Genomic DNA, 16,570 nt, shown 5'->3' with positions numbered 1-16,570 from the left:
CTTCCATGAACGCTTCGGCGGCAGCATAACCAGCAGGTGGCCGGGAAAGTCAGCCCTTGGGCGCCTGGGGCATCACTCCGCCATGGTGTGCCTAGTAGCCCCCGAACGGTGTGTGGTCCGTCAGGGCGAGGGCGTGCATGAAGCAGCGCAGGCGCACCAGCTGCCGGGCGACCAAGCGCACGGCGGCGGGTCGGTAGGGCGCGTAGGCGGCGGTCCAGAGCGTGGGTACGTGATCCATACCAGCAGCATCCAGTGGTCCGTGGCGGTCGGTCCAACAGATCGCTTTGCTGCCTCCCATCGCTACAGTAGATGGATGGAGATGCGTCAGCTCCGCCACTTCATGGCGGTCGTCGCCGAGGGCACCTTCACCGCTGCCGCCCGGTCCGAACTCATCGTGCAGTCCGCGCTCAGTACGTCGATCCGCAATCTGGAACGCGAGTTGGGAGCCGATCTCTTCGACCGCACCGGCCGCCGCGTGGTGCTCACCGAGGCCGGGCGGGCCCTGCTTCCGCAGGCCAGAGCCCTGCTGGCGGGAGCCGACGCGGCCCGCGACGCGGTGGCGGCGGTGGCGGGTCTGACCACCGGGCGCGTGTCCATCGGGACGATCCAGACCCTCACCTGCGTGGACCTGCCCGGAGAGCTGGCACTGTTCCACCGGCGCCTGCCCGGCATCCAGGTATCGGTACGCGACGCACCGGTCGACGAACTGTACGCAGGGCTGCGCGCCGGTGAGCTGGATCTCGCCTACCTCGCCCCGGATGCCGGCGAACTGCCCGACGGACTGGTCGAGTTCGCCTCCTGGCGCGAGGAGCTGGTGCTCATCACCGCGCCCGGACACCCCCTCGCGCGCGCGGGCCGCGCGCTGATCCGGGACCTCGCGCACGAGTCCTTCGTCGACTTCCGCGCCGGTACGGGCCTGGAGACCGCGGTGCGCAGGCTGGCCGCGCACTGCGGGCTCGAGCGCCGGATCACCTGCGATGTGACCCAGATCGGCATGCTCGTGGCCCTGGTCCGGGCGGGCATCGGGGTCGCGTTCGTGCCCCGGCGCATCGGCGAGGACGCGGGCCTGCCCTGTGTGCGGATCCGCCAGCCGGAGCCGGGCCGCACGGTCGTGCTCACCGGGCGGGGGCCGCGCCCACGCAACCCGGCGGCAGCGGCGCTGGTGGACCACCTCACACGCCGCGAGGACCCGAGCCCACCGGCCACGCGCCGACAAGCGGCATAGAGGGCGGGCCGCCGCCCGGGGCACGTGGATCAGTCCAGAAGCCCCAGCTGTCCGGCCGCGCGGATCGCGAGCCACACCTCCGCGAAGGAAGCTGTGGCCGACAGATCCCGGCCCGTCAGCTCGCTGAAGCGGCGGAGGCGATAGGAGAGCGTGTTCGGGTGGATGTGGAGCGCGGTCGCGGCCTCGTCGGTGCGCCGGTCGCGTTCCATCCAGGTACGCACCGACGGGAGCAGCCGGGAACCGTGACTGCTGTCGTAGCGCAGCGCGTCGCCCAGCACGTGGTCGACGAGCGCACTCAGCGCGGCGGGGTCGTCGGGCAGCCAGCGGCCGGTGGCGTCGTCGGAGTAGCGGACGAGGGGGCGGCCGGACGCCGCTGCGTGGGAGGCGGCCCACAGGGCTTCTCGCTGGGCGACCCGCAGCGAGGCGCCGGGCCGGACGGGGCGGCTCATGCCGGCCGTCACCCCCGGGAGCGCGGCGATCGTGTCACCGAGGCGGGGTGAGCCGAAGAGGTAGCGGTCGTCGCCCCGGTTGAGGAGCAGGCAGGGCTCGTCGTGGAGGGCTTCCAGCACGGCCTGCTGCGTCACGCCCCTGACCACCGCCAGGGCGGCCTCGCCCTTGATGGAGTGACGCAGCAGATGGCGCTTCGCGACCGCCGGATCGAGCGCGTCCTGCAGCAGCTCCGCCAGGATCTCGGTCCCTTCACGGCGCAACGTCTCGCGTTCGGTGCGGACCATGGCGAGCTGGAGCGCGGCCACGGTGGCGATGTGCTGCACGACGGCGAGGCCCGCCGGGCGAGCGCCGTCGTGGGCCATGGCGATGAGGAACCCGGCGGGTCCGCCGGGCGAGGGCACGGGGAGCGCGAAGCCGCCGGGGATCGTCGGCGGGGCGTCCGCCGAGCGGGGCAGCAGGGACGGGTCCGGCGCGGGCACGCCGGGCAGCAGGGGCCGGCCCTGCCGGGTGCACAGGTAGATGGCGTAGCCGGAGAGGTTCTCCAGGCGGCTGAAGAGTTCGGCCGTGTCCAGGTTCTCCGAGGTGAGCCAGCGCAGGGCGCCGAAGACCTGGAGCTGGGCGCCGAGCCGGTGGCGGGCGTCCTCCTGGACCGCGGCGGCCACTTCCTGCGCGACCGCGATAAAGGGAACGGCGAGCGGTACTTCCAGGACCGGCATGCCGCGCTCCTCGGCCGCGGCGTGGAACGCCTGGCGCAGGGGAGGCATGTGCAGCTGGGCGGAGACGGCCAGGGCGGCCACCCCGGCGTCGTCGAGCCGTTCCAGATAGGCCCGCTGTCCGGCGGCCGAGCGCGGCATCGCGAGACCCGTCGTCATGATCATTTCGGCGCCCAGGAGCCAGGGCGTGGGGTCGTCCAGCTCGCTGACATGCGCCCACGACACCGAGCGGGTCAGGCCCGCCGCGCCCGCGACCAGGCGCAACTGCAACGCGGGGTAGGACAGCAGGTCCGCGACGGTCACCCGCTGGCGGTCCACCCCGTCGACGCGGTGTTCATTGTGCTCGGCCACAAATCGAGGCTACCTCTTCGTCTCTGCAACGATTGCCGTGACAATCCCTTGCCATGCACACTCACCCGACCACCTGCATGTTTCGCTGTCGCGCGAGAGACTGCCCGCCGCGTCCGCCGACGACCTGATCAACCTGCTCGCCCCCAAGGAGGACGAATGAGTGATTCCCCGGCTCTGACGGAGGTGGAGCAGTACGGCGTCGAACGCATCCCTGACTCGGACCGCTCCGCCAAGCCCCTGGACCTGTTCCGGGTCGCGTTCGGTGGTGCCAACACCTTCGCCACCTGCGTGCTGGGCGCCTTCCCCATCCTGTTCGGCCTGTCGTTCTGGCAGGGCCTCGCGGCGACCGTCCTCGGCCTCGTGGCCGGTGCGCTGATCCTGGCGCCCCTCGCGGTGTTCGGCCCGCGCAACGGCACCAACAACGCCGTGTCGTCCTCGGCCCACCTGGGCGTGCACGGCCGGATCGTCGGCTCGTTCCTCTCGCTGCTCACCGCCGTCGCGTTCTTCTCGATCTCCGTGTGGTCCTCCGGCGACGCCCTGGTCGGCGGCGCGCACCGGCTGATGGGCGTGCCGCAGAACGACGGTGTGTTCGCGCTGGCGTACGGGGTGTTCGCGCTGCTCGTGCTGACGGTGTGCGTGTACGGCTTCCGGTTCATGCTGTTCGTGAACAAGATCGCCGTGGTGGCGGCGTCGACGCTGTTCGTCCTCGGCTTCTTCGCCTTCGCCGGGGACTTCGACCCGGGCTACCAGGGGTCGTTCTCGTCCTCCTCGGCCGCCGGATTCTGGCCCGCATTCATCGGCTCCGCCCTGATCGTGCTGTCCAACCCGGTGTCGTTCGGCGCCTTCCTCGGCGACTGGGCCCGCTACATCCCGGCACAGGCCTCGAGCCGCCGGGTCGTCACGGCCGCGTTCGCGTCGCAGATCGCGACCATCCTGCCCTTCTTCTTCGGGCTCGCCACCGCCTCGATCATCGCGGAGAAGGCGGCCAAGTACATGGACCCGAGCGCCTCGAACTACGTCGGAGGGCTCCTCGCGATCGCGCCCGGCTGGTACTTCCTGCCCGTGTGCCTGCTCGCGCTGATCGGCGGCATGTCCACCGGCACCACCTCGCTCTACGGCACGGGTCTCGACTTCTCCAGCGTGTTCACGCGGTTCAGCCGTGTGCAGGCGACGCTGTTCGTCGGCGTGCTGTCGATCGGATTCATCTTCGTCGGGCGCTTCGCGGCCAACCTGTCCCAGTCCATCTCGACGTTCGCGACGCTGATCATCACGTGCACCGCCCCGTGGATGGTGATCATGATGCTCGGCTGGCTGACCCGCCGGGGCTGGTACGACCCCGATTCGCTCCAGGTCTTCAACCGGCGCCAAAAGGGCGGCCGTTACTGGTTCACCCACGGCTGGAACTGGCGCGGCATGGGCGCGTGGCTGACCTCCGCGGTCCTCGCCCTGATGTTCGTGAACCTGCCCGGCCAGTTCGTCGGCCCCCTCGGCGACCTGGCCGGCGGCGTGGACCTCTCGCTCCTGGTGGGCCTCGGCGTCGCCGCCCTCCTCTATTTGGCCCTGCTGTGGCTCTTCCCCGAGCCGCGCGAGGTCTACGGGCCCCAGGGGCCGCGCCTGGTCCGCGCCTCGGACACGCCCGTCCCGCCGATCAGCGACGACGTGCCCGCGCCCGTCACCGCGGGAAAGGCGTGACGGCCATGCGCCTCGTGGACCTCTCCGTCGAGCTCGCGACCGGCATGCCGGTCTACCCCGGCGACCCGCGCGTCACCCTCACCCCCGCCCTGAGCGTCGCGGCGGACGGCGTGAACGTCCTGCACCTGGACATGGGGTCCCAGTCCGGTACGCACGTCGACGCCCCGTTCCACATCGACGACTCGCTGCCCACCCTCGACCAGCTCCCGCTGGACCGTTTCGTGGGAGAGGCCGTGGTCGTCGACGCCCGCGGCGCGCAGCCGCGTTCACCGCTCGGGCCGGACCTCTTCGAGGGCCGGATCCGGGCCGGGGCGATCGTCCTCGTCGCCACCGGCTGGTCGGCGCACTGGGGCACCGACGAGTACCTCTCCCACCCCTACCTGACCCGCGAGGCGGCCGAACTCCTGGTCGCCGCCGGAGTGCGTACGGTCGGCATCGACGCGCTGAGCGTGGATCCCACCTCGGCCGACGAGTTCCCCGCCCACCGGATCCTGTGCGGGGCGCACGCCGTGATCGCCGAGAACCTGACCGGACTCGGCCCCCTGGTCGACGCACAGTCGGCGGGCGAGCCCATCGAGGTCTCGCTGCTGCCGCTGAAACTGCCCGCCGCCGACGGCGCACCCGTACGCGCCGTCGCCCGCATCGGCTGAACCGCCCGCATTCCTGCCAGAAGGAGCACCACCCATGACCGACGAGGTCCTGAAGGCCGCCGACGCCCTGGTGTCCGCGTTCGGCGAAGGCCGCCTCGACGACTACTTCGACGCGTTCACGCCGGACGCGACGTTCGTCTTCCACACCACGTCCGAACGCGTGGCGTCCACCGCCGACTACCGAGCCCTGTGGAACCGCTGGGTCGCCGAGGACGGATTCCGGATCGTGCGCTGCACGTCGGCCGACCAGCTGGTGCAGTCCTTCGGTGACACCGCCGTCTTCAGCCACCGGGTCGAGACGACGGTGGCCACGACGGCCGGCGAGGAGACGCTCCGCGAACGCGAGACGATCGTGTTCGCCCGCCAGGACTCCGGCCGCTGGCTCGCCGTCCATGAGCATCTCTCACCGGCGCCCGAGGCCTGATCTGCCGCGACGGCGACGTCGCCCGGAACGCCTCAGGTGTCCCGGGCGGCGTCGCAATCGCGGCTCCCGTCGCGGACGCGACCACGGCCACGGGCGCGACTCGTCCGCGCCGGCGGCCCTTGGGCCCGCGGGCGGGGCTCGTCGCCCTGACTGTCGTCCTGTCCGCCGGCAGCATCTTCCCGGTGCTGTGGATGATCACCTCATCCTTCAAGACCCGCGCCAGGGTCACCGACGGCAAGCTCCTCCCCACGGACCTCACCTGGTCCCACTTCGCCTACGTCTTCACCGAAGTACCCTTCGTCCGCTGGCTGTTCAACAGCTTCATCACCGCCGCGGTGGTCACGGCCGTGGCGCTCCTCTTCCGCTCGATGGCCGCCTACGCGCTCGCCTGGCTCAGGTTTCCCGGGCGGGACGGTATCTTCGTGGTCATCTTCTCGACACTGCTGATCACCGCACCGGTCATCCTGATCCCGCTGTTCGTCGTCGTCCGAACGCTGGGGATGCCCGACAGCTACGCGGCCCTGATCGTCCCGCCGCTCTTCAGCGCCTTCGGGATCTTCCTGCTCCGCCAGTTCTACCTCGGCATACCGAAGGAACTGGAGGAGGCGGCGATCGTGGACGGCTGCGGGTACTGGCGGGTGTACTGGAACATCATCCTGCCGCTGTCCCGGCCGATCCTCTCGGCGCTGTCGGTGTTCTTGTTCCTCGCGAACTGGAACGCCTTCGCCTGGCCACTGGTCGCCACCAACGGCGCGGACCTGACGGTCATTCAGGTCGGGATCGCGTCCTTCAGCACCCAGTACGGCGCGAACTGGAACCATGTCCTGGCCGCCGCCGTGGTCGCCGTGATACCCATGCTCGCCCTCTTCCTCGTCTTCCAGCGCCAGATGGTCGAGTCCATCAAGACCTCCTGCCTGAAGTGACCCGACCGGCGCGACGATCCAGAACGAACCGAGAAAAACGGTGCTCGCATGCCTCAGTCAGCAGTCATCGGTGTGGACATCGGAACGTCCAGCAGCAAGGGCGTTCTCGTCGGCCTCGACGGGGCCGTGTTGTACACGGCCGTCCGTGAACACGCCGTCGACCGCCCGGCTCCCGGACACGTCGAGATGCATGCGGACATCTGGTGGGACGAATTCGTCTCCCTCACCCGCGAGTTGACCGCCGCACGCGACGCGGACGTGGTCGCGGTCGGAGTCAGTGGCATGGGCCCCTGCGTGCTGCTGACCGACGAGAGCGACACACCTGTACGCCCCGCGATCCTGTACGGCGTGGACACCCGCTCCGTCCCCCAGATCGAGCGGCTCGAAAGAGAGCTGGGTGCCGACGAGATCGCCCACCGCTGCGGCTCGTGGCTCACCACCCAGGCCGTGGGCCCCAAGGTGGCGTGGATCGCCGAACAGGAAGCGGAGCTCTTCCGCCGCGCCCGCCGGCTCTACATGCCGAGCTCCTGGCTCGTACGCAAACTCACCGGCGCCTACGTCCTCGACCACCACTCGGCCAGTCAGAGCACCCCGCTCTACGACACCCTGGCCCGCGACTGGTACACCCCGTGGACCGACCGGATCGCCCCCGGCATCGAACTTCCCGGACTGCGCTGGTCCGGCGAGGCGGCGGGCACGGTGACCGCCGAGGCCGCACACCTGACCGGGCTGCCGACCGGCATCCCGGTCACCACGGGGACCATCGACGCCTGGGCCGAGGCGCTGAGCGTCGGCGCGCACGGGATCGGCGACCTCATGCTCATGTACGGCACGACGATGTTCCTCGTCCACACCGTGCCGGGACTGCTGCGCGACCCGTCGCTGTGGAGCACCGTCGGGGCTCTCCCCGACACCCGCAACCTCGCCGGCGGAATGGCAACGTCCGGCGCCGTCACCAGCTGGCTCCGCGACCTGTTCGGCAGCGACGACTACCAGCAACTGCTGGGCCTGGCCGAGGAGTCGGGCCCCGGCGCGGGCGGCCTGCTGATGCTTCCCTACTTCGCCGGGGAACGCACCCCGATCACCGACCCGCGGGCGCGCGGCGTCATCGCAGGCCTCACGCTCTCCCACACGCGGGGAGACCTGTACCGGGCTGCCCTCGAAGGCACGGCGTACGGAGTGCGGCACAACATCGAGGCCATCGAAGCGGCCGGCGGTGACATCCGCCGCGTCGTCGCCGTCGGCGGCGGCACCCAGGGGCGCCTGTGGACCCAGATCGTCTCGGACGTCACCGGCCGGGCCCAAGAGGTACGCACGACCTCCGTCGGGGCCTCGTACGGAGGGGCACTCCTCGCCGCCCGACTCGTGAGCGACGCCCGCATCGACACCTGGAACCCGGTCCAGGAAGTGGTCGCCCCGCGCCCGGAGATGACCTCCCGCTACGACGAGCTGTACGGCCTGTACCGCGAGCTCTATCCGGCGTCCTCCCATGTCGTCCACGCGCTGTCCGACATCCAGTCCCGCTGAACACCAGGGAGTACCCCTGCTGTGCGGGGGCTCCCTCCCCGTCCTTCCTTCCGCACACCTCCGGAGTTTCCGCACGCCCTACGCGTCCCGCAGCCTCTCACTCCGTCCGCTGCCGAGCCCGGCACCGTGTACACCGTCGCCAATGGCGACCTGCGCCCGGCCGCCAACGTCACCGGATGGCCCTCGCAGCAGAAACTGGAGACGGACCTGGCCGCCGCGCTCACGGACCTCGGCCGGACGGTGCGCCGAGCTCACGACGTCGACGAGACGAAGGGGCACGGGTTCATCGACAGTCAGTGCGCCGGCATCGAGGTCTTCAAGCAACTGCCGCCGGACGCCCCGCTGATCGTCGTCGAAGGGGTCTGGCAGTACAGCCACTACGTGCTCGCGGGACTGCGCAGCCACCAGGACCCGATACTCGTCGTCGCCAACCGATCCATGCCCTCGGATCCGTGGTCCCTGATCCATGACCTCTGATCTAGTGGGCCTCCGGGCCGGAGGCGAACGCGCCGTTCAGAAAGAGGTCCACCAGCTCCTCGGTCGTCAGCGGGTCGGGGGCGCTCGTTCGGCCTCCCGCCATGAGCACCATCTGGAAGGCGTCCGCGAGGCGTTCCGGCGCCAGCCGCAGACTGTCCTGCTCGGGCTCGAACAGGGCGGCCAGAGCGGCGCGAGGGGCGGCGAGACCGGCCTCGCGGTCCGGGAAGCGCCCGTCCTTTTCCGGCTCGGGGGGCGCGGGACGCTCCAGGCGGCCGGACGCGGCGAGCGCGCCGGCCACGGCGCCCATGCGGGTCATGTGGCCGCGCATGGTGTCGGCCGCCTCGGCGAGCCGGTCCGCGAGGGGCTGGTCCATGGAGATCGATTCCAGGTGCGCCACGGTGGTGTCGGGGCGGGCCGCCTCGGCCATGCAGGCGGCCAGCAGGGCGTTCTTGTCGTCGAAGACCCGGAAGATCGTGCCCTCGCCGATGCCGGCGGCGCGAGCGACCTTGGCCGTGGTCACGGAGGCGCCGTACTCGATGACGAGGGGAAGGGCCGCGGCGACGATCGCCGCGCGCCGCCGCTCGGGGTCCATGGCAGGCGCCCGGCGCCGCGAAGGTGTCGCTGAAGTCTGCGTCATACGGACCAAGTTGCGGAGTGAGTACTCACTCCGTCAATGGGCCCTACGGTCACGAGCCGTCGGTGGTGCGGCAGTTGAGGGGGCGCCGTCGAGCCCAATTTAACGTAACGACCGTTGCGTTAAACTCTGGCGCTCGGTATGGTCCCTTCGTCAACTGGCCATCGCCGCAGGGGCGTGCATGACGTTGCGGTGACCGGGACCGTCCTGGGAAAGGCGTTCGGCTGCCAGGTGGAGTTCGTCGGCGGTCAGCGTGACCACTCGTGAGAGAGTCCTGAAAATGCGTACCACGGGATACACAGCCGCAGAATACGGCGACGTCAGCGTGCTCGTAGGCGCCCAACGGGGTGCCTACCCGTACGGCAACACGCTGCTCGTGCGGGGCACGGCCGAATCGCTGGTCGTCGACCCGTCTCTGTCGCTCGTCGAGGGCGCGCCGCCCGCGGACCTGGTCCTCGTGAGCCATGCGCACGAGGACCACATCGCCGGTCTCGGAAGCTATGAGGTGCCGGTCCACATCCACGAAGGTGACCTCGGCGCGCTGCGGTCCCGCGAGGCTCTGGTTGCCGGGATCGGCCTGCCGCCCGAAGAGGTCGACGCCGTCGACAAGATGATGCGGGACGAGTTCCATGTGCGGGGCCGACCGGACGCGGAGGGGTTCGTGGACGGAGCCGTCTACGACCTCGGTGGCCGCACCGTGACCGTCGTGCACCTGCCCGGGCACACCGCGGGCCACAGCGGTTTCCTGATCGAGCCGGACGGTTTCCTGTTCGTGGGGGACATCGACCTGACGTCGTTCGGTCCCTACTACGGGGACGTCGGCAGCAGCCTCGTGGACTTCGAGGCGTCGATGCGCCGGTGTCGGGAGATCGACGCGCGCTGGTACGGCACATCGCACCAGAAGGGTGTGATCGAGGGTGCCGAGGAATTCCGTCGCCGGCTCGACGGCTTCGCCGGTGTGGTGGCCAGGCGCGAGGCGGTGCTGCTCGCGTTCCTCGGTGAGCCGCGGACCGTCGAGGAGATCGTCGAGCACCGGCTCGTCTACCGGCCCCATGTCGAAGGGCCGCATGTGAGGCCGGTGGAGCGGAGGACGGCGGTACAGCATCTGGACGTGCTGATGGGCGGAGGACTGGTCGCCGAGGTGGATCACGGACGGTTCCGCGCGACGTAGTCCCGCAGGACAGGAACGGGCATCCGCGCCAACAGGGTTGAGTTCATCGGAACTTCGAGCAGAGACCGGCCAACGGGGGGTGTGACGCTTCCCGTTGGCCGGTCTCTGCTCTGTCGGTCAGCCGTGCGTCGCCTGTCGGCTGCTCGGTGTCGAGCGGCGGGCGGTCAGCGGGTCGTGGTGACCCGGTGCTCCCGCAGCGCGGCACAGTTGGACCCGGTCACCTGGACGTACACGTTGCTGATGTTGCCGCCCCAGTCGACGCAGTGGGCCTTGCCGTAGACGTAGATGGGTCCGGCGTACGACGTGTACTGCCCGTAGTCCTGGTCTCCCTGGTCGGTGTCGGAGACGTAGATCCAGGCGGACATGTCGAGCCGGGTGCCGGGGTTGGTGCGGATCGTCGCGACGCAGTTCTTGCCGTTCGACGCGTTGTACGTGAGGTAGACCGTGCCCAGCTTGCCGATGGGCGCCGAGTTGACGGTCTTGTAGCTGCTCCCGCACACCTTCTGCGGCGTGGTGTTGGGTGCGGCGGAGGCGGGCCCCGCCAGCGCGGTCGTGCCCCCGATCGCCAGGGCTGCCAGGGCGGCACCAGTCAGGACAGGTCGGCTGAATCGCATATTTCCCCCTTGTGATCTTTGCGAGTTTGTTGCTCTTACATCATGTGACTCGCGACACATCCGGATGGTTGTGCCTCTCCGCGGGAGAAGTCGGATCCGGACGGTGGGGTCGGCGTCGGGGGATCAACGCCCTTGCGTGGCTGACCTGTTGGCGTCGCCGCGCCCCTCGGTGGGGGCGCGGCGACTGCGAGAGGAGAGCGTCTACCGGGGGGAGGGGTGACGTCGTCCGCGGACCGCTGTTCAGCCCGTTGCTGCCAGCACCTTGCAGTTCGCCCAGTGTGCGAGCGTGAGGTTCCGTGTCCGGGCCGGGCGGCGCCGGCCGAGCTCACGGCGGTGGGGCTCGTCCGCCAGCGCCTTCCGCAGAGGAACCAGGTGAGCCGCTACGGCCGCCAGGCAGTAGTGCTCGTCCCGGCAGGCGGAACAGCTCGCCAAGTGGGTGGTGACGGCACGCGCCTCTTCCTCGGCGAGTGCGGCGAGCGTGTAGTCGGCCAGTCGTTCACGGACGGTGAGGCATTCCAGGGTGCTGAACATGTCGACTCCTCTCCTTGTCACCGCACAAGCGCAGAAGCGCAGCTACGGGACCATGAGGCGGGCAGGTGCGGAGGGCCGGTCGTGCCGTCGGGCACTGGGGCTCAAGAACCTGCTTCCGTTCATGCATTCAATGTGGCCGACGCGGGGGTGGTTGCGCGTCGTCCCCCTGGAGCGAATCGCGTCTACTGCGTCCGTGGTACCTGGCCCCGGTGCCTACGGCCGACGGTGTCCCGCCTGGCCGCATCGGGCCCCTCAGGCCTGTGGGCCGGCCGGCTCCACCGCCGGGCTGACCAGGCCGCACTGGTAGGCCATGACCACGAGCTGGGCCCGGTCGCGTGCCGCCAGCTTGGTCATGGCCCGGTTGACGTGCGTCTTGGCCGTCAGCGGACTTACGAACAAACGTTCGGCAATTTCTTCGTTCGACAGGCCCAGCGCCACCAGGCACATGACATCGCGTTCCCGCGGCGTCAGGTACTCCAGGCGCTCCTGCACGACGGTCGGGTACAGCTCGGGCTGCGCCAGAAAGCGGGAGATCAGCGCGCGGGTCGCCACGGGGGAGAGCAGCGCCTCACCGGCGGCCACCGTGCGGACGGCTTCGAGCAGGACGTCCGGACGTACTCCTTTGCCGAGAAATCCGCTCGCTCCCGCCCGCAGAGCCTCGGCGACGTGCTCGTCGTCCTCGAAGGTGGTGAGGATCAGGACCTTCACCCCGGCGAGGTCCTCGGACTCGCTGATCAGGCGCGTTGCGTCGAGGCCGTCCATCTCGGGCATCCGGATGTCCATCAGGACGACGTCGGGATGCAGGGCCTCGCAGAGGTCCACGGCCTCCCTGCCGTTGGCGGCCTCCCCCACGGTCTCCATGTCGTCCGCGGAATCGAACAGCATCTTGAAGGTGCCCCGGAGCAGAGCCTGATCATCGGCGAGAAGAACACGGATCGTCACGCTCGTCCTTCCTCGGTGGTGCCCTTCGTGGCCGGCTCATCGGCATCTGCCGATGCCGGGTCCTCCGCGGTGCCGGAAAGCAGCGGCAGCTCGGCGGTCACGGTGAAACCGCCTTCCGCGCGCGGTCCCGCCTGCACCCTGCCCCCGACTGTGCCGGCGCGTTCGCGCATCCCGATCAGCCCGTGGCCGCTTCCCGAGTCGGAGCGGGTGGGCCGCGACGGGCCGTCATCCTCCACGTTGATCGTCAGCCAGTTCGGGCGGTAGGACAGATCCAGTCGTGCCTGTTCCACACCCGAGTGCTTGCGCACATTGGTCAGGGCCTCCTGGATGATGCGGTACGCCGCCAGGTCGGCCGTCGGTGCCAGCGGTTTGGGGTCGCCGCTCAGCGTCTGTTTGACGGCGAGCCCAGCACGTTCGAAGGACGCCAGAAGGTCGGGTACCTGACTCATGCCGGGCGCCGGATCGCGCGGTGCAGCCGTCTCGTCCGGCTGCCGCAGCAGGCTCACGGTCACCCGCAGCTCGTCGAGCGCGGACTGGCTCACGTCGCGGATGCCCTCCAGCGCGGTGAGTACGTGTTCGGGCCGCTGCTCCACAAGATGGACGGCGACGCCCGCCTGGGCGTTGATCAGGGCGATGTGGTGGGTCACGACGTCGTGCAACTCACGTGCGATCCGCATCCGTTCTGCCGCCACCCGCTGACGGGCTTCCTGCTCGCGGGTGCGTTCCGCGTGCTCCGCCCGCTCCTCCACGGCCGCCACATAGGCTCTGCGGGATCGCACGCCGTCCCCGACCGCCGCGGGCAGAGCCGTCCATGCCAGCATCGCCGCGTTGTCCGGGGAGAGCCATGCCCGTGGGTCATTCGCTATGGCCGCTCCCACCAGCACCGCGGCCGTCAGGCCCGCTGTCGTCCAGGTGGTACGCCGGTCGGTGCACGCGGCGACGGTGTAGACGGACAGGATGACCGAGCTCGTCCCCAGTGGACCTTCCCGGAACCCGAGCGCCTGAAGAATCACTCCGCAGCCGACGGCCACGCCGAGTACGCCGAAGGGGTGGCGGCGACGCCACACCAGCGCGAAGCAGCTGGTCCCGACGAGCACCACGGCCTGCCACCGGACGGCGATCCGGTGCTCCTCGTGAACGATCGAGACCGCCACCATCGACAGCACAAAGAGCAACGCAGCCAGCAGGATGTCCTTGACGCGAGGCCGAGCCTGCGCTCCCGGACGTTTAACGGTCATCACTGCCATGGCACCAACCTAGGGCTGGTGACCGGACCAGGCACCGCGAGCGCAGGCGTCGTAACCGCGGCCACATCCCGCTCAGTCGTCCTCGGCCAGTTGGAAGGCGGGGGCCAGGAACGTCTTCGAGCCGGGGGCGCTCGGAACCTGCATCAGCGCACGCGCCTGCTTGCCGAGGGCTTCCATCTGCCGCTCGGCCTGGCGGAGTTCTTGGGGGTGGCCGTCGAACACGCGGTTGAGCGTCCTGAGCATCTGCGTGTACGCGCGGTCGCACCGTTCGGACGCCTCGCGCGCTGCCGAGCCCTCCGCCAGCTGCTGGGTGTCGGGATTCTCGACCAGGCGGTACACCTCGCGCGGATCGAACGGGATTTCCGGCCCGTCGAACGACCAGTAGCCGTGCGTCTTGACCAGCCGGCGCCCCTGCACGATCTCCCAGAACCGGTAGTAGTGCGCCAGCTCCTCAGCGCCCGCCTCGGCCGGGACGACCGGAGGCGGCCCCTCGGGCGCCGATGGTTCGGCAACGGCCGCCGCGGAGGACGGCGTCCCTGCGCCGGTGGCGAGCACCCCCGACACGGCGACGGTTGCCGCCAGTTGCAGAGCGGTACGTCGGTCGGGCCGGCCGACGGCCCGGTCCTGTTCGGTGCCGGTCATGACGCCCTTCCCGGTAGCGGTCCCACGGTCGGGTCCTGGGCGTGGCCCTCGCCCTGGTCGATGATCTCCAGGATCGCCCAGAGCGCCGTCTGCAGATTGGTCACCCGGTACAGCCGTCCGGGAGCGTGCGGCCAGCTGACCTGCCGGCGCGGATCGCCGCTGAACAGATTCTTCTCACGCTCGTCGAGGTCGGTCAGCACCTGGGCGATGCGCTGGTAGAACCCGCCGATGGTGGTCTCGTCGTAGTCGGCCAGGGCAAAGAACCTTCGCGGGGCGTCGAGAGCCTCTTCGGTGAGGTTCTGGATGTTCCCTTCCGCGTCCAGCTGAGGGTCGTAGCCGGAAATGGACATGAGCTCTCTCTGGCCGGCCGGGGCGAGGGGGGCCTCGGGCAGCTCGACGCCCATGAAGACCTGGCGCACCCGTTCGATGGAGCAGGCGCCGAGCGAGACCTCCAGATCGGGCATCACCCCGCCGGGCAGCGGCCCCGGGTAGACGGGCACCAAGTCCGGGTCGTCGAACCTGGGGGTGACGCCGACCGCGTTCATGATGTTTCCGATGAGCGCCAGGTGCAGCATCTCCTGCATGACGACGCTGCGGATGATGCCTCCGACCTCCCGGTTCTTTCCGTCCTTGAGGGAGTACATCGCCGTGAGATAGGGGGGAATGGTGGCGTGTTCGACGGCAAGGGCTGTTCGGAGGAGCGAGTGCAGCTCTGCCCGGTCGGTCGCCTTCGGGACAGCCCGGGCGAAGGCGCGATCCCCGGCCTCGGGCGTGCTGGTGGGATTGGAAACTGTCTCGTTCATACGTCCCTTTTGGTGGCGTCGCTCTGACGCTGCACGATCGCACGATGTCAACGCGCTGACGGGGAATGCCGGTGCCCAGTACCGCGCCCAGGGGAGCCGGACAGGCAAATGGAGTAACGCGGAAGCCGTCCCCGGGCTCACGGCTGCGACCGCCCCGCCGGTGGACGCACCCCGGCGCGTCCGGGCCCGCCGGCCGTACCCGAATGGACAGGCGTTTCTTCCTGTCGCACGGCGCCGCAGTTGCCGTTTGCGCCACCTGCTCCCACCGTGGAAGTGGAGTCCTGCCGCGGCAGGCGGAGCGCCCTCGGCCTCCACCGGGTCGGAGCAAGGGAGCAGTACATGACCGAGGCCCTTCCCACAACGGACGGGTACAGCGCCGACGGACCGGCGGGTTTCCCGCCACGTCCGGTGGACGAACGCGGCGAGGCCGTCGCCGACCTGCGGCGCATCGGGATCGACCCGGACTACTGGTATCCCGTGGCCGTGTCACGCGCGGTGCGCAAAGAACGTACCTTCGCCGCCGTCTTCGCGGGCGAACGGATCGCGCTCTACCGCGGTCGGAGCGGAAGTGTCCACGCGCTGGAGGACCGGTGCGCGCACCGTCAGGTGCCGCTGAGTCTCGGTGTCGTGGAGGGGGACGTCCTGCGCTGCTGCTACCACGCCTGGGCCTACCGCGGGAACGGCCGCATCTCGCAGATTCCGTACCTGCCCAAGGGGTGCGAGCGGCCGCCTCGCGGCGTGCGGTCATATCCGGTCCGCGAGGCGTTCGGCCTGGTGTTCGTCTTTCCCGGTGACCCCGAGAAGGCCGAGTCCGCGCCGTTCCCGGTGCTGCCGGAGTTCGGCGCGGCCACGCACCGGACCATGACCTTCTCCCGCACCGTGAACTGCCACTACTCGTTCATGCACGAGAACCTGCTGGACATGAACCACCAGTTCCTGCACCGCAGTGTGCTGGGCAGAATTCAGCCCAAGCTGCTGGGATACGAGACCGGCCCGCAGTTCGTCGAGGCCCGCTACCTCTTCGTCCCCGCCGGGGGCAAGAAGGACCGCGGCGCCGGACTGCTGTCGGCCGAGGGGCTCGGTGGACAGCAGACACCCGACGAGATCACCATCCGCACCCAGTACCCGTACCAGACCCTGCAAGCCGTCCCCGACGGCGCCGAACTCCCCTCCTTCTCCCTCTGGGCGGCGTACGTGCCGGAGGACGCCGAGCAGCGCGTCAACCACGCCTACGGTCTGCTGATGATCGCGAAGCCGCCGGTCCCGGGGGTACTCCAGCTTGCCTGGCCGCTCATCCGCCGCTTCACTGAACGGGTGTTCGCGCAGGACCGCATGGCGGTCGAGGCCGAGCAGCGCGCCTGGGACGAACAGGGCGAGGACCGGAACCACGAGGTGTTCCCGCTGATCCTGGACGTGCGGCACATGCTGCGGACGAACGGCGTGCCGCTCGGCTCCGAGACCGTCGGCGACGGCGGGCAGCAGGACGCCCGGCCGGACCCCGACGGCCACGAGAAGGACTCGCGGAGCGCGAACTGACCATCGCTGACCGGGAGT

General features: G+C 70.0%; 18 protein-coding genes. 9 read left to right on the top strand and 9 right to left on the bottom strand.

Annotated elements, in window-relative coordinates; translation table 11 throughout:
* Positions 1-91: 91 nt before the first annotated feature.
* A complete protein-coding gene (locus tag OHO83_RS02725; RefSeq protein WP_330278558.1) occupies positions 92-238 on the bottom strand; it encodes a hypothetical protein in 147 nt (48 codons plus the stop codon).
* Positions 239-313: 75 nt separating this feature from the next.
* On the opposite strand from OHO83_RS02725, the gene OHO83_RS02720 reads away from it, so the two are divergent.
* Positions 314-1,225 (top strand): LysR family transcriptional regulator, encoded by a 912-nt coding sequence (locus tag OHO83_RS02720; RefSeq protein WP_266679300.1) that lies wholly within the window; start codon positions 314-316, stop codon positions 1,223-1,225.
* Positions 1,226-1,254: 29 nt separating this feature from the next.
* On the opposite strand, the gene OHO83_RS02715 is transcribed toward OHO83_RS02720, so the two are convergent.
* A complete protein-coding gene (locus OHO83_RS02715; RefSeq protein WP_330278557.1) occupies positions 1,255-2,739 on the bottom strand; it encodes a PucR family transcriptional regulator in 1,485 nt (494 codons plus the stop codon).
* A 156-nt stretch (positions 2,740-2,895) separates the two neighbouring features.
* On the opposite strand from OHO83_RS02715, the gene OHO83_RS02710 reads away from it, so the two are divergent.
* The 6 genes from OHO83_RS02710 to OHO83_RS02685 all read left to right on the top strand — a co-directional run bounded on the left by OHO83_RS02710 (position 2,896) and on the right by OHO83_RS02685 (position 8,432).
* Positions 2,896-4,431 (top strand): purine-cytosine permease family protein, encoded by a 1,536-nt coding sequence (locus OHO83_RS02710; protein WP_329431862.1) that lies wholly within the window; start codon positions 2,896-2,898, stop codon positions 4,429-4,431.
* Between the two features lie 5 nt (positions 4,432-4,436).
* Positions 4,437-5,081, top strand: coding sequence for a cyclase family protein (locus tag OHO83_RS02705; protein WP_266679306.1), 645 nt, complete (start codon positions 4,437-4,439; stop codon positions 5,079-5,081).
* A 34-nt stretch (positions 5,082-5,115) separates the two neighbouring features.
* Positions 5,116-5,505 carry a YybH family protein gene (locus tag OHO83_RS02700; RefSeq protein ID WP_266679308.1) on the top strand — a complete coding sequence of 130 codons (390 nt, stop codon included), beginning with the start codon at positions 5,116-5,118 and terminating at the stop codon, positions 5,503-5,505.
* A gap of 191 nt (positions 5,506-5,696) precedes the next feature.
* On the top strand, positions 5,697-6,428 hold the full coding sequence (locus OHO83_RS02695; RefSeq protein ID WP_330278556.1) for a carbohydrate ABC transporter permease: 732 nt from the start codon (positions 5,697-5,699) through the stop codon (positions 6,426-6,428).
* Between the two features lie 48 nt (positions 6,429-6,476).
* Positions 6,477-7,955 carry an FGGY-family carbohydrate kinase gene (locus OHO83_RS02690; RefSeq protein ID WP_330278555.1) on the top strand — a complete coding sequence of 493 codons (1,479 nt, stop codon included), beginning with the start codon at positions 6,477-6,479 and terminating at the stop codon, positions 7,953-7,955.
* 126 nt (positions 7,956-8,081) lie between these two features.
* A complete protein-coding gene (locus tag OHO83_RS02685; RefSeq protein ID WP_330278554.1) occupies positions 8,082-8,432 on the top strand; it encodes a hypothetical protein in 351 nt (116 codons plus the stop codon).
* 1 nt (position 8,433) lies between these two features.
* Here OHO83_RS02685 and OHO83_RS02680 read toward each other — a convergent pair whose 3' ends face one another.
* A complete protein-coding gene (locus tag OHO83_RS02680; protein ID WP_330278553.1) occupies positions 8,434-9,069 on the bottom strand; it encodes a TetR/AcrR family transcriptional regulator in 636 nt (211 codons plus the stop codon).
* A 277-nt stretch (positions 9,070-9,346) separates the two neighbouring features.
* On the opposite strand from OHO83_RS02680, the gene OHO83_RS02675 reads away from it, so the two are divergent.
* Positions 9,347-10,237: an MBL fold metallo-hydrolase gene (locus OHO83_RS02675; RefSeq protein ID WP_330278552.1), complete on the top strand. Its 891-nt coding sequence runs from the start codon at positions 9,347-9,349 to the stop codon at positions 10,235-10,237.
* A 164-nt stretch (positions 10,238-10,401) separates the two neighbouring features.
* Here OHO83_RS02675 and OHO83_RS02670 read toward each other — a convergent pair whose 3' ends face one another.
* The 6 genes from OHO83_RS02670 to OHO83_RS02645 form a co-directional block, all read right to left on the bottom strand.
* Positions 10,402-10,851: a spore-associated protein gene (locus OHO83_RS02670; protein ID WP_266679320.1), complete on the bottom strand. Its 450-nt coding sequence runs from the start codon at positions 10,849-10,851 to the stop codon at positions 10,402-10,404.
* A 240-nt stretch (positions 10,852-11,091) separates the two neighbouring features.
* Positions 11,092-11,382, bottom strand: coding sequence for a zf-HC2 domain-containing protein (locus tag OHO83_RS02665; protein WP_330278551.1), 291 nt, complete (start codon positions 11,380-11,382; stop codon positions 11,092-11,094).
* 252 nt (positions 11,383-11,634) lie between these two features.
* Positions 11,635-12,324, bottom strand: coding sequence for a response regulator transcription factor (locus OHO83_RS02660; RefSeq protein ID WP_266679324.1), 690 nt, complete (start codon positions 12,322-12,324; stop codon positions 11,635-11,637).
* Complete coding sequence (locus tag OHO83_RS02655) at positions 12,321-13,571, bottom strand: sensor histidine kinase (RefSeq protein WP_266679326.1); 1,251 nt, start codon at positions 13,569-13,571, stop codon at positions 12,321-12,323. The genes OHO83_RS02660 and OHO83_RS02655 overlap by 4 nt, the downstream gene beginning before the upstream one ends.
* Positions 13,572-13,643: 72 nt before the next feature.
* The gene (locus tag OHO83_RS02650) at positions 13,644-14,213 is read right to left on the bottom strand and encodes a hypothetical protein (RefSeq protein WP_266679328.1); all 570 of its coding nucleotides are present in this window, start codon (positions 14,211-14,213) and stop codon (positions 13,644-13,646) included.
* A complete protein-coding gene (locus OHO83_RS02645; RefSeq protein WP_266679329.1) occupies positions 14,210-15,016 on the bottom strand; it encodes a ferritin-like domain-containing protein in 807 nt (268 codons plus the stop codon). Before OHO83_RS02645 ends, OHO83_RS02650 begins: the two co-directional genes overlap by 4 nt.
* Before the next feature lie 339 nt (positions 15,017-15,355).
* Between OHO83_RS02645 and OHO83_RS02640 the strand changes: the two genes are divergently transcribed.
* Positions 15,356-16,552: an aromatic ring-hydroxylating dioxygenase subunit alpha gene (locus tag OHO83_RS02640; RefSeq protein WP_330278550.1), complete on the top strand. Its 1,197-nt coding sequence runs from the start codon at positions 15,356-15,358 to the stop codon at positions 16,550-16,552.
* Positions 16,553-16,570: the final 18 nt, after the last annotated feature.

The sequence above is a fragment of the Streptomyces sp. NBC_00569 genome (assembly GCF_036345255.1).
GTDB lineage: Bacteria > Actinomycetota > Actinomycetes > Streptomycetales > Streptomycetaceae > Streptomyces.
Note: the sequence above shows the minus strand (reverse complement) of the source record. Positions and strands in the feature narration are given on the sequence as shown.

Excerpts from the sequence above, each read along its gene's own strand:
- OHO83_RS02725 (WP_330278558.1), bottom strand. The coding sequence starts at position 238 with ATGGATCACGTACCCACGCTCTGGACCGCCGCCTACGCGCCCTACCGA.
- OHO83_RS02720 (WP_266679300.1), top strand. The coding sequence starts at position 314 with ATGGAGATGCGTCAGCTCCGCCACTTCATGGCGGTCGTCGCCGAGGGC.
- OHO83_RS02710 (WP_329431862.1), top strand. The coding sequence starts at position 2,896 with ATGAGTGATTCCCCGGCTCTGACGGAGGTGGAGCAGTACGGCGTCGAA.
- OHO83_RS02705 (WP_266679306.1), top strand. The coding sequence starts at position 4,437 with ATGCGCCTCGTGGACCTCTCCGTCGAGCTCGCGACCGGCATGCCGGTC.
- OHO83_RS02700 (WP_266679308.1), top strand. The coding sequence starts at position 5,116 with ATGACCGACGAGGTCCTGAAGGCCGCCGACGCCCTGGTGTCCGCGTTC.
- OHO83_RS02695 (WP_330278556.1), top strand. The coding sequence starts at position 5,697 with ATGATCACCTCATCCTTCAAGACCCGCGCCAGGGTCACCGACGGCAAG.
- OHO83_RS02690 (WP_330278555.1), top strand. The coding sequence starts at position 6,477 with ATGCCTCAGTCAGCAGTCATCGGTGTGGACATCGGAACGTCCAGCAGC.
- OHO83_RS02680 (WP_330278553.1), bottom strand. The coding sequence starts at position 9,069 with ATGACGCAGACTTCAGCGACACCTTCGCGGCGCCGGGCGCCTGCCATG.
- OHO83_RS02675 (WP_330278552.1), top strand. The coding sequence starts at position 9,347 with ATGCGTACCACGGGATACACAGCCGCAGAATACGGCGACGTCAGCGTG.
- OHO83_RS02670 (WP_266679320.1), bottom strand. The coding sequence starts at position 10,851 with ATGCGATTCAGCCGACCTGTCCTGACTGGTGCCGCCCTGGCAGCCCTG.
- OHO83_RS02665 (WP_330278551.1), bottom strand. The coding sequence starts at position 11,382 with ATGTTCAGCACCCTGGAATGCCTCACCGTCCGTGAACGACTGGCCGAC.
- OHO83_RS02655 (WP_266679326.1), bottom strand. The coding sequence starts at position 13,571 with ATGGCAGTGATGACCGTTAAACGTCCGGGAGCGCAGGCTCGGCCTCGC.
- OHO83_RS02650 (WP_266679328.1), bottom strand. The coding sequence starts at position 14,213 with ATGACCGGCACCGAACAGGACCGGGCCGTCGGCCGGCCCGACCGACGT.
- OHO83_RS02645 (WP_266679329.1), bottom strand. The coding sequence starts at position 15,016 with ATGAACGAGACAGTTTCCAATCCCACCAGCACGCCCGAGGCCGGGGAT.
- OHO83_RS02640 (WP_330278550.1), top strand. The coding sequence starts at position 15,356 with ATGACCGAGGCCCTTCCCACAACGGACGGGTACAGCGCCGACGGACCG.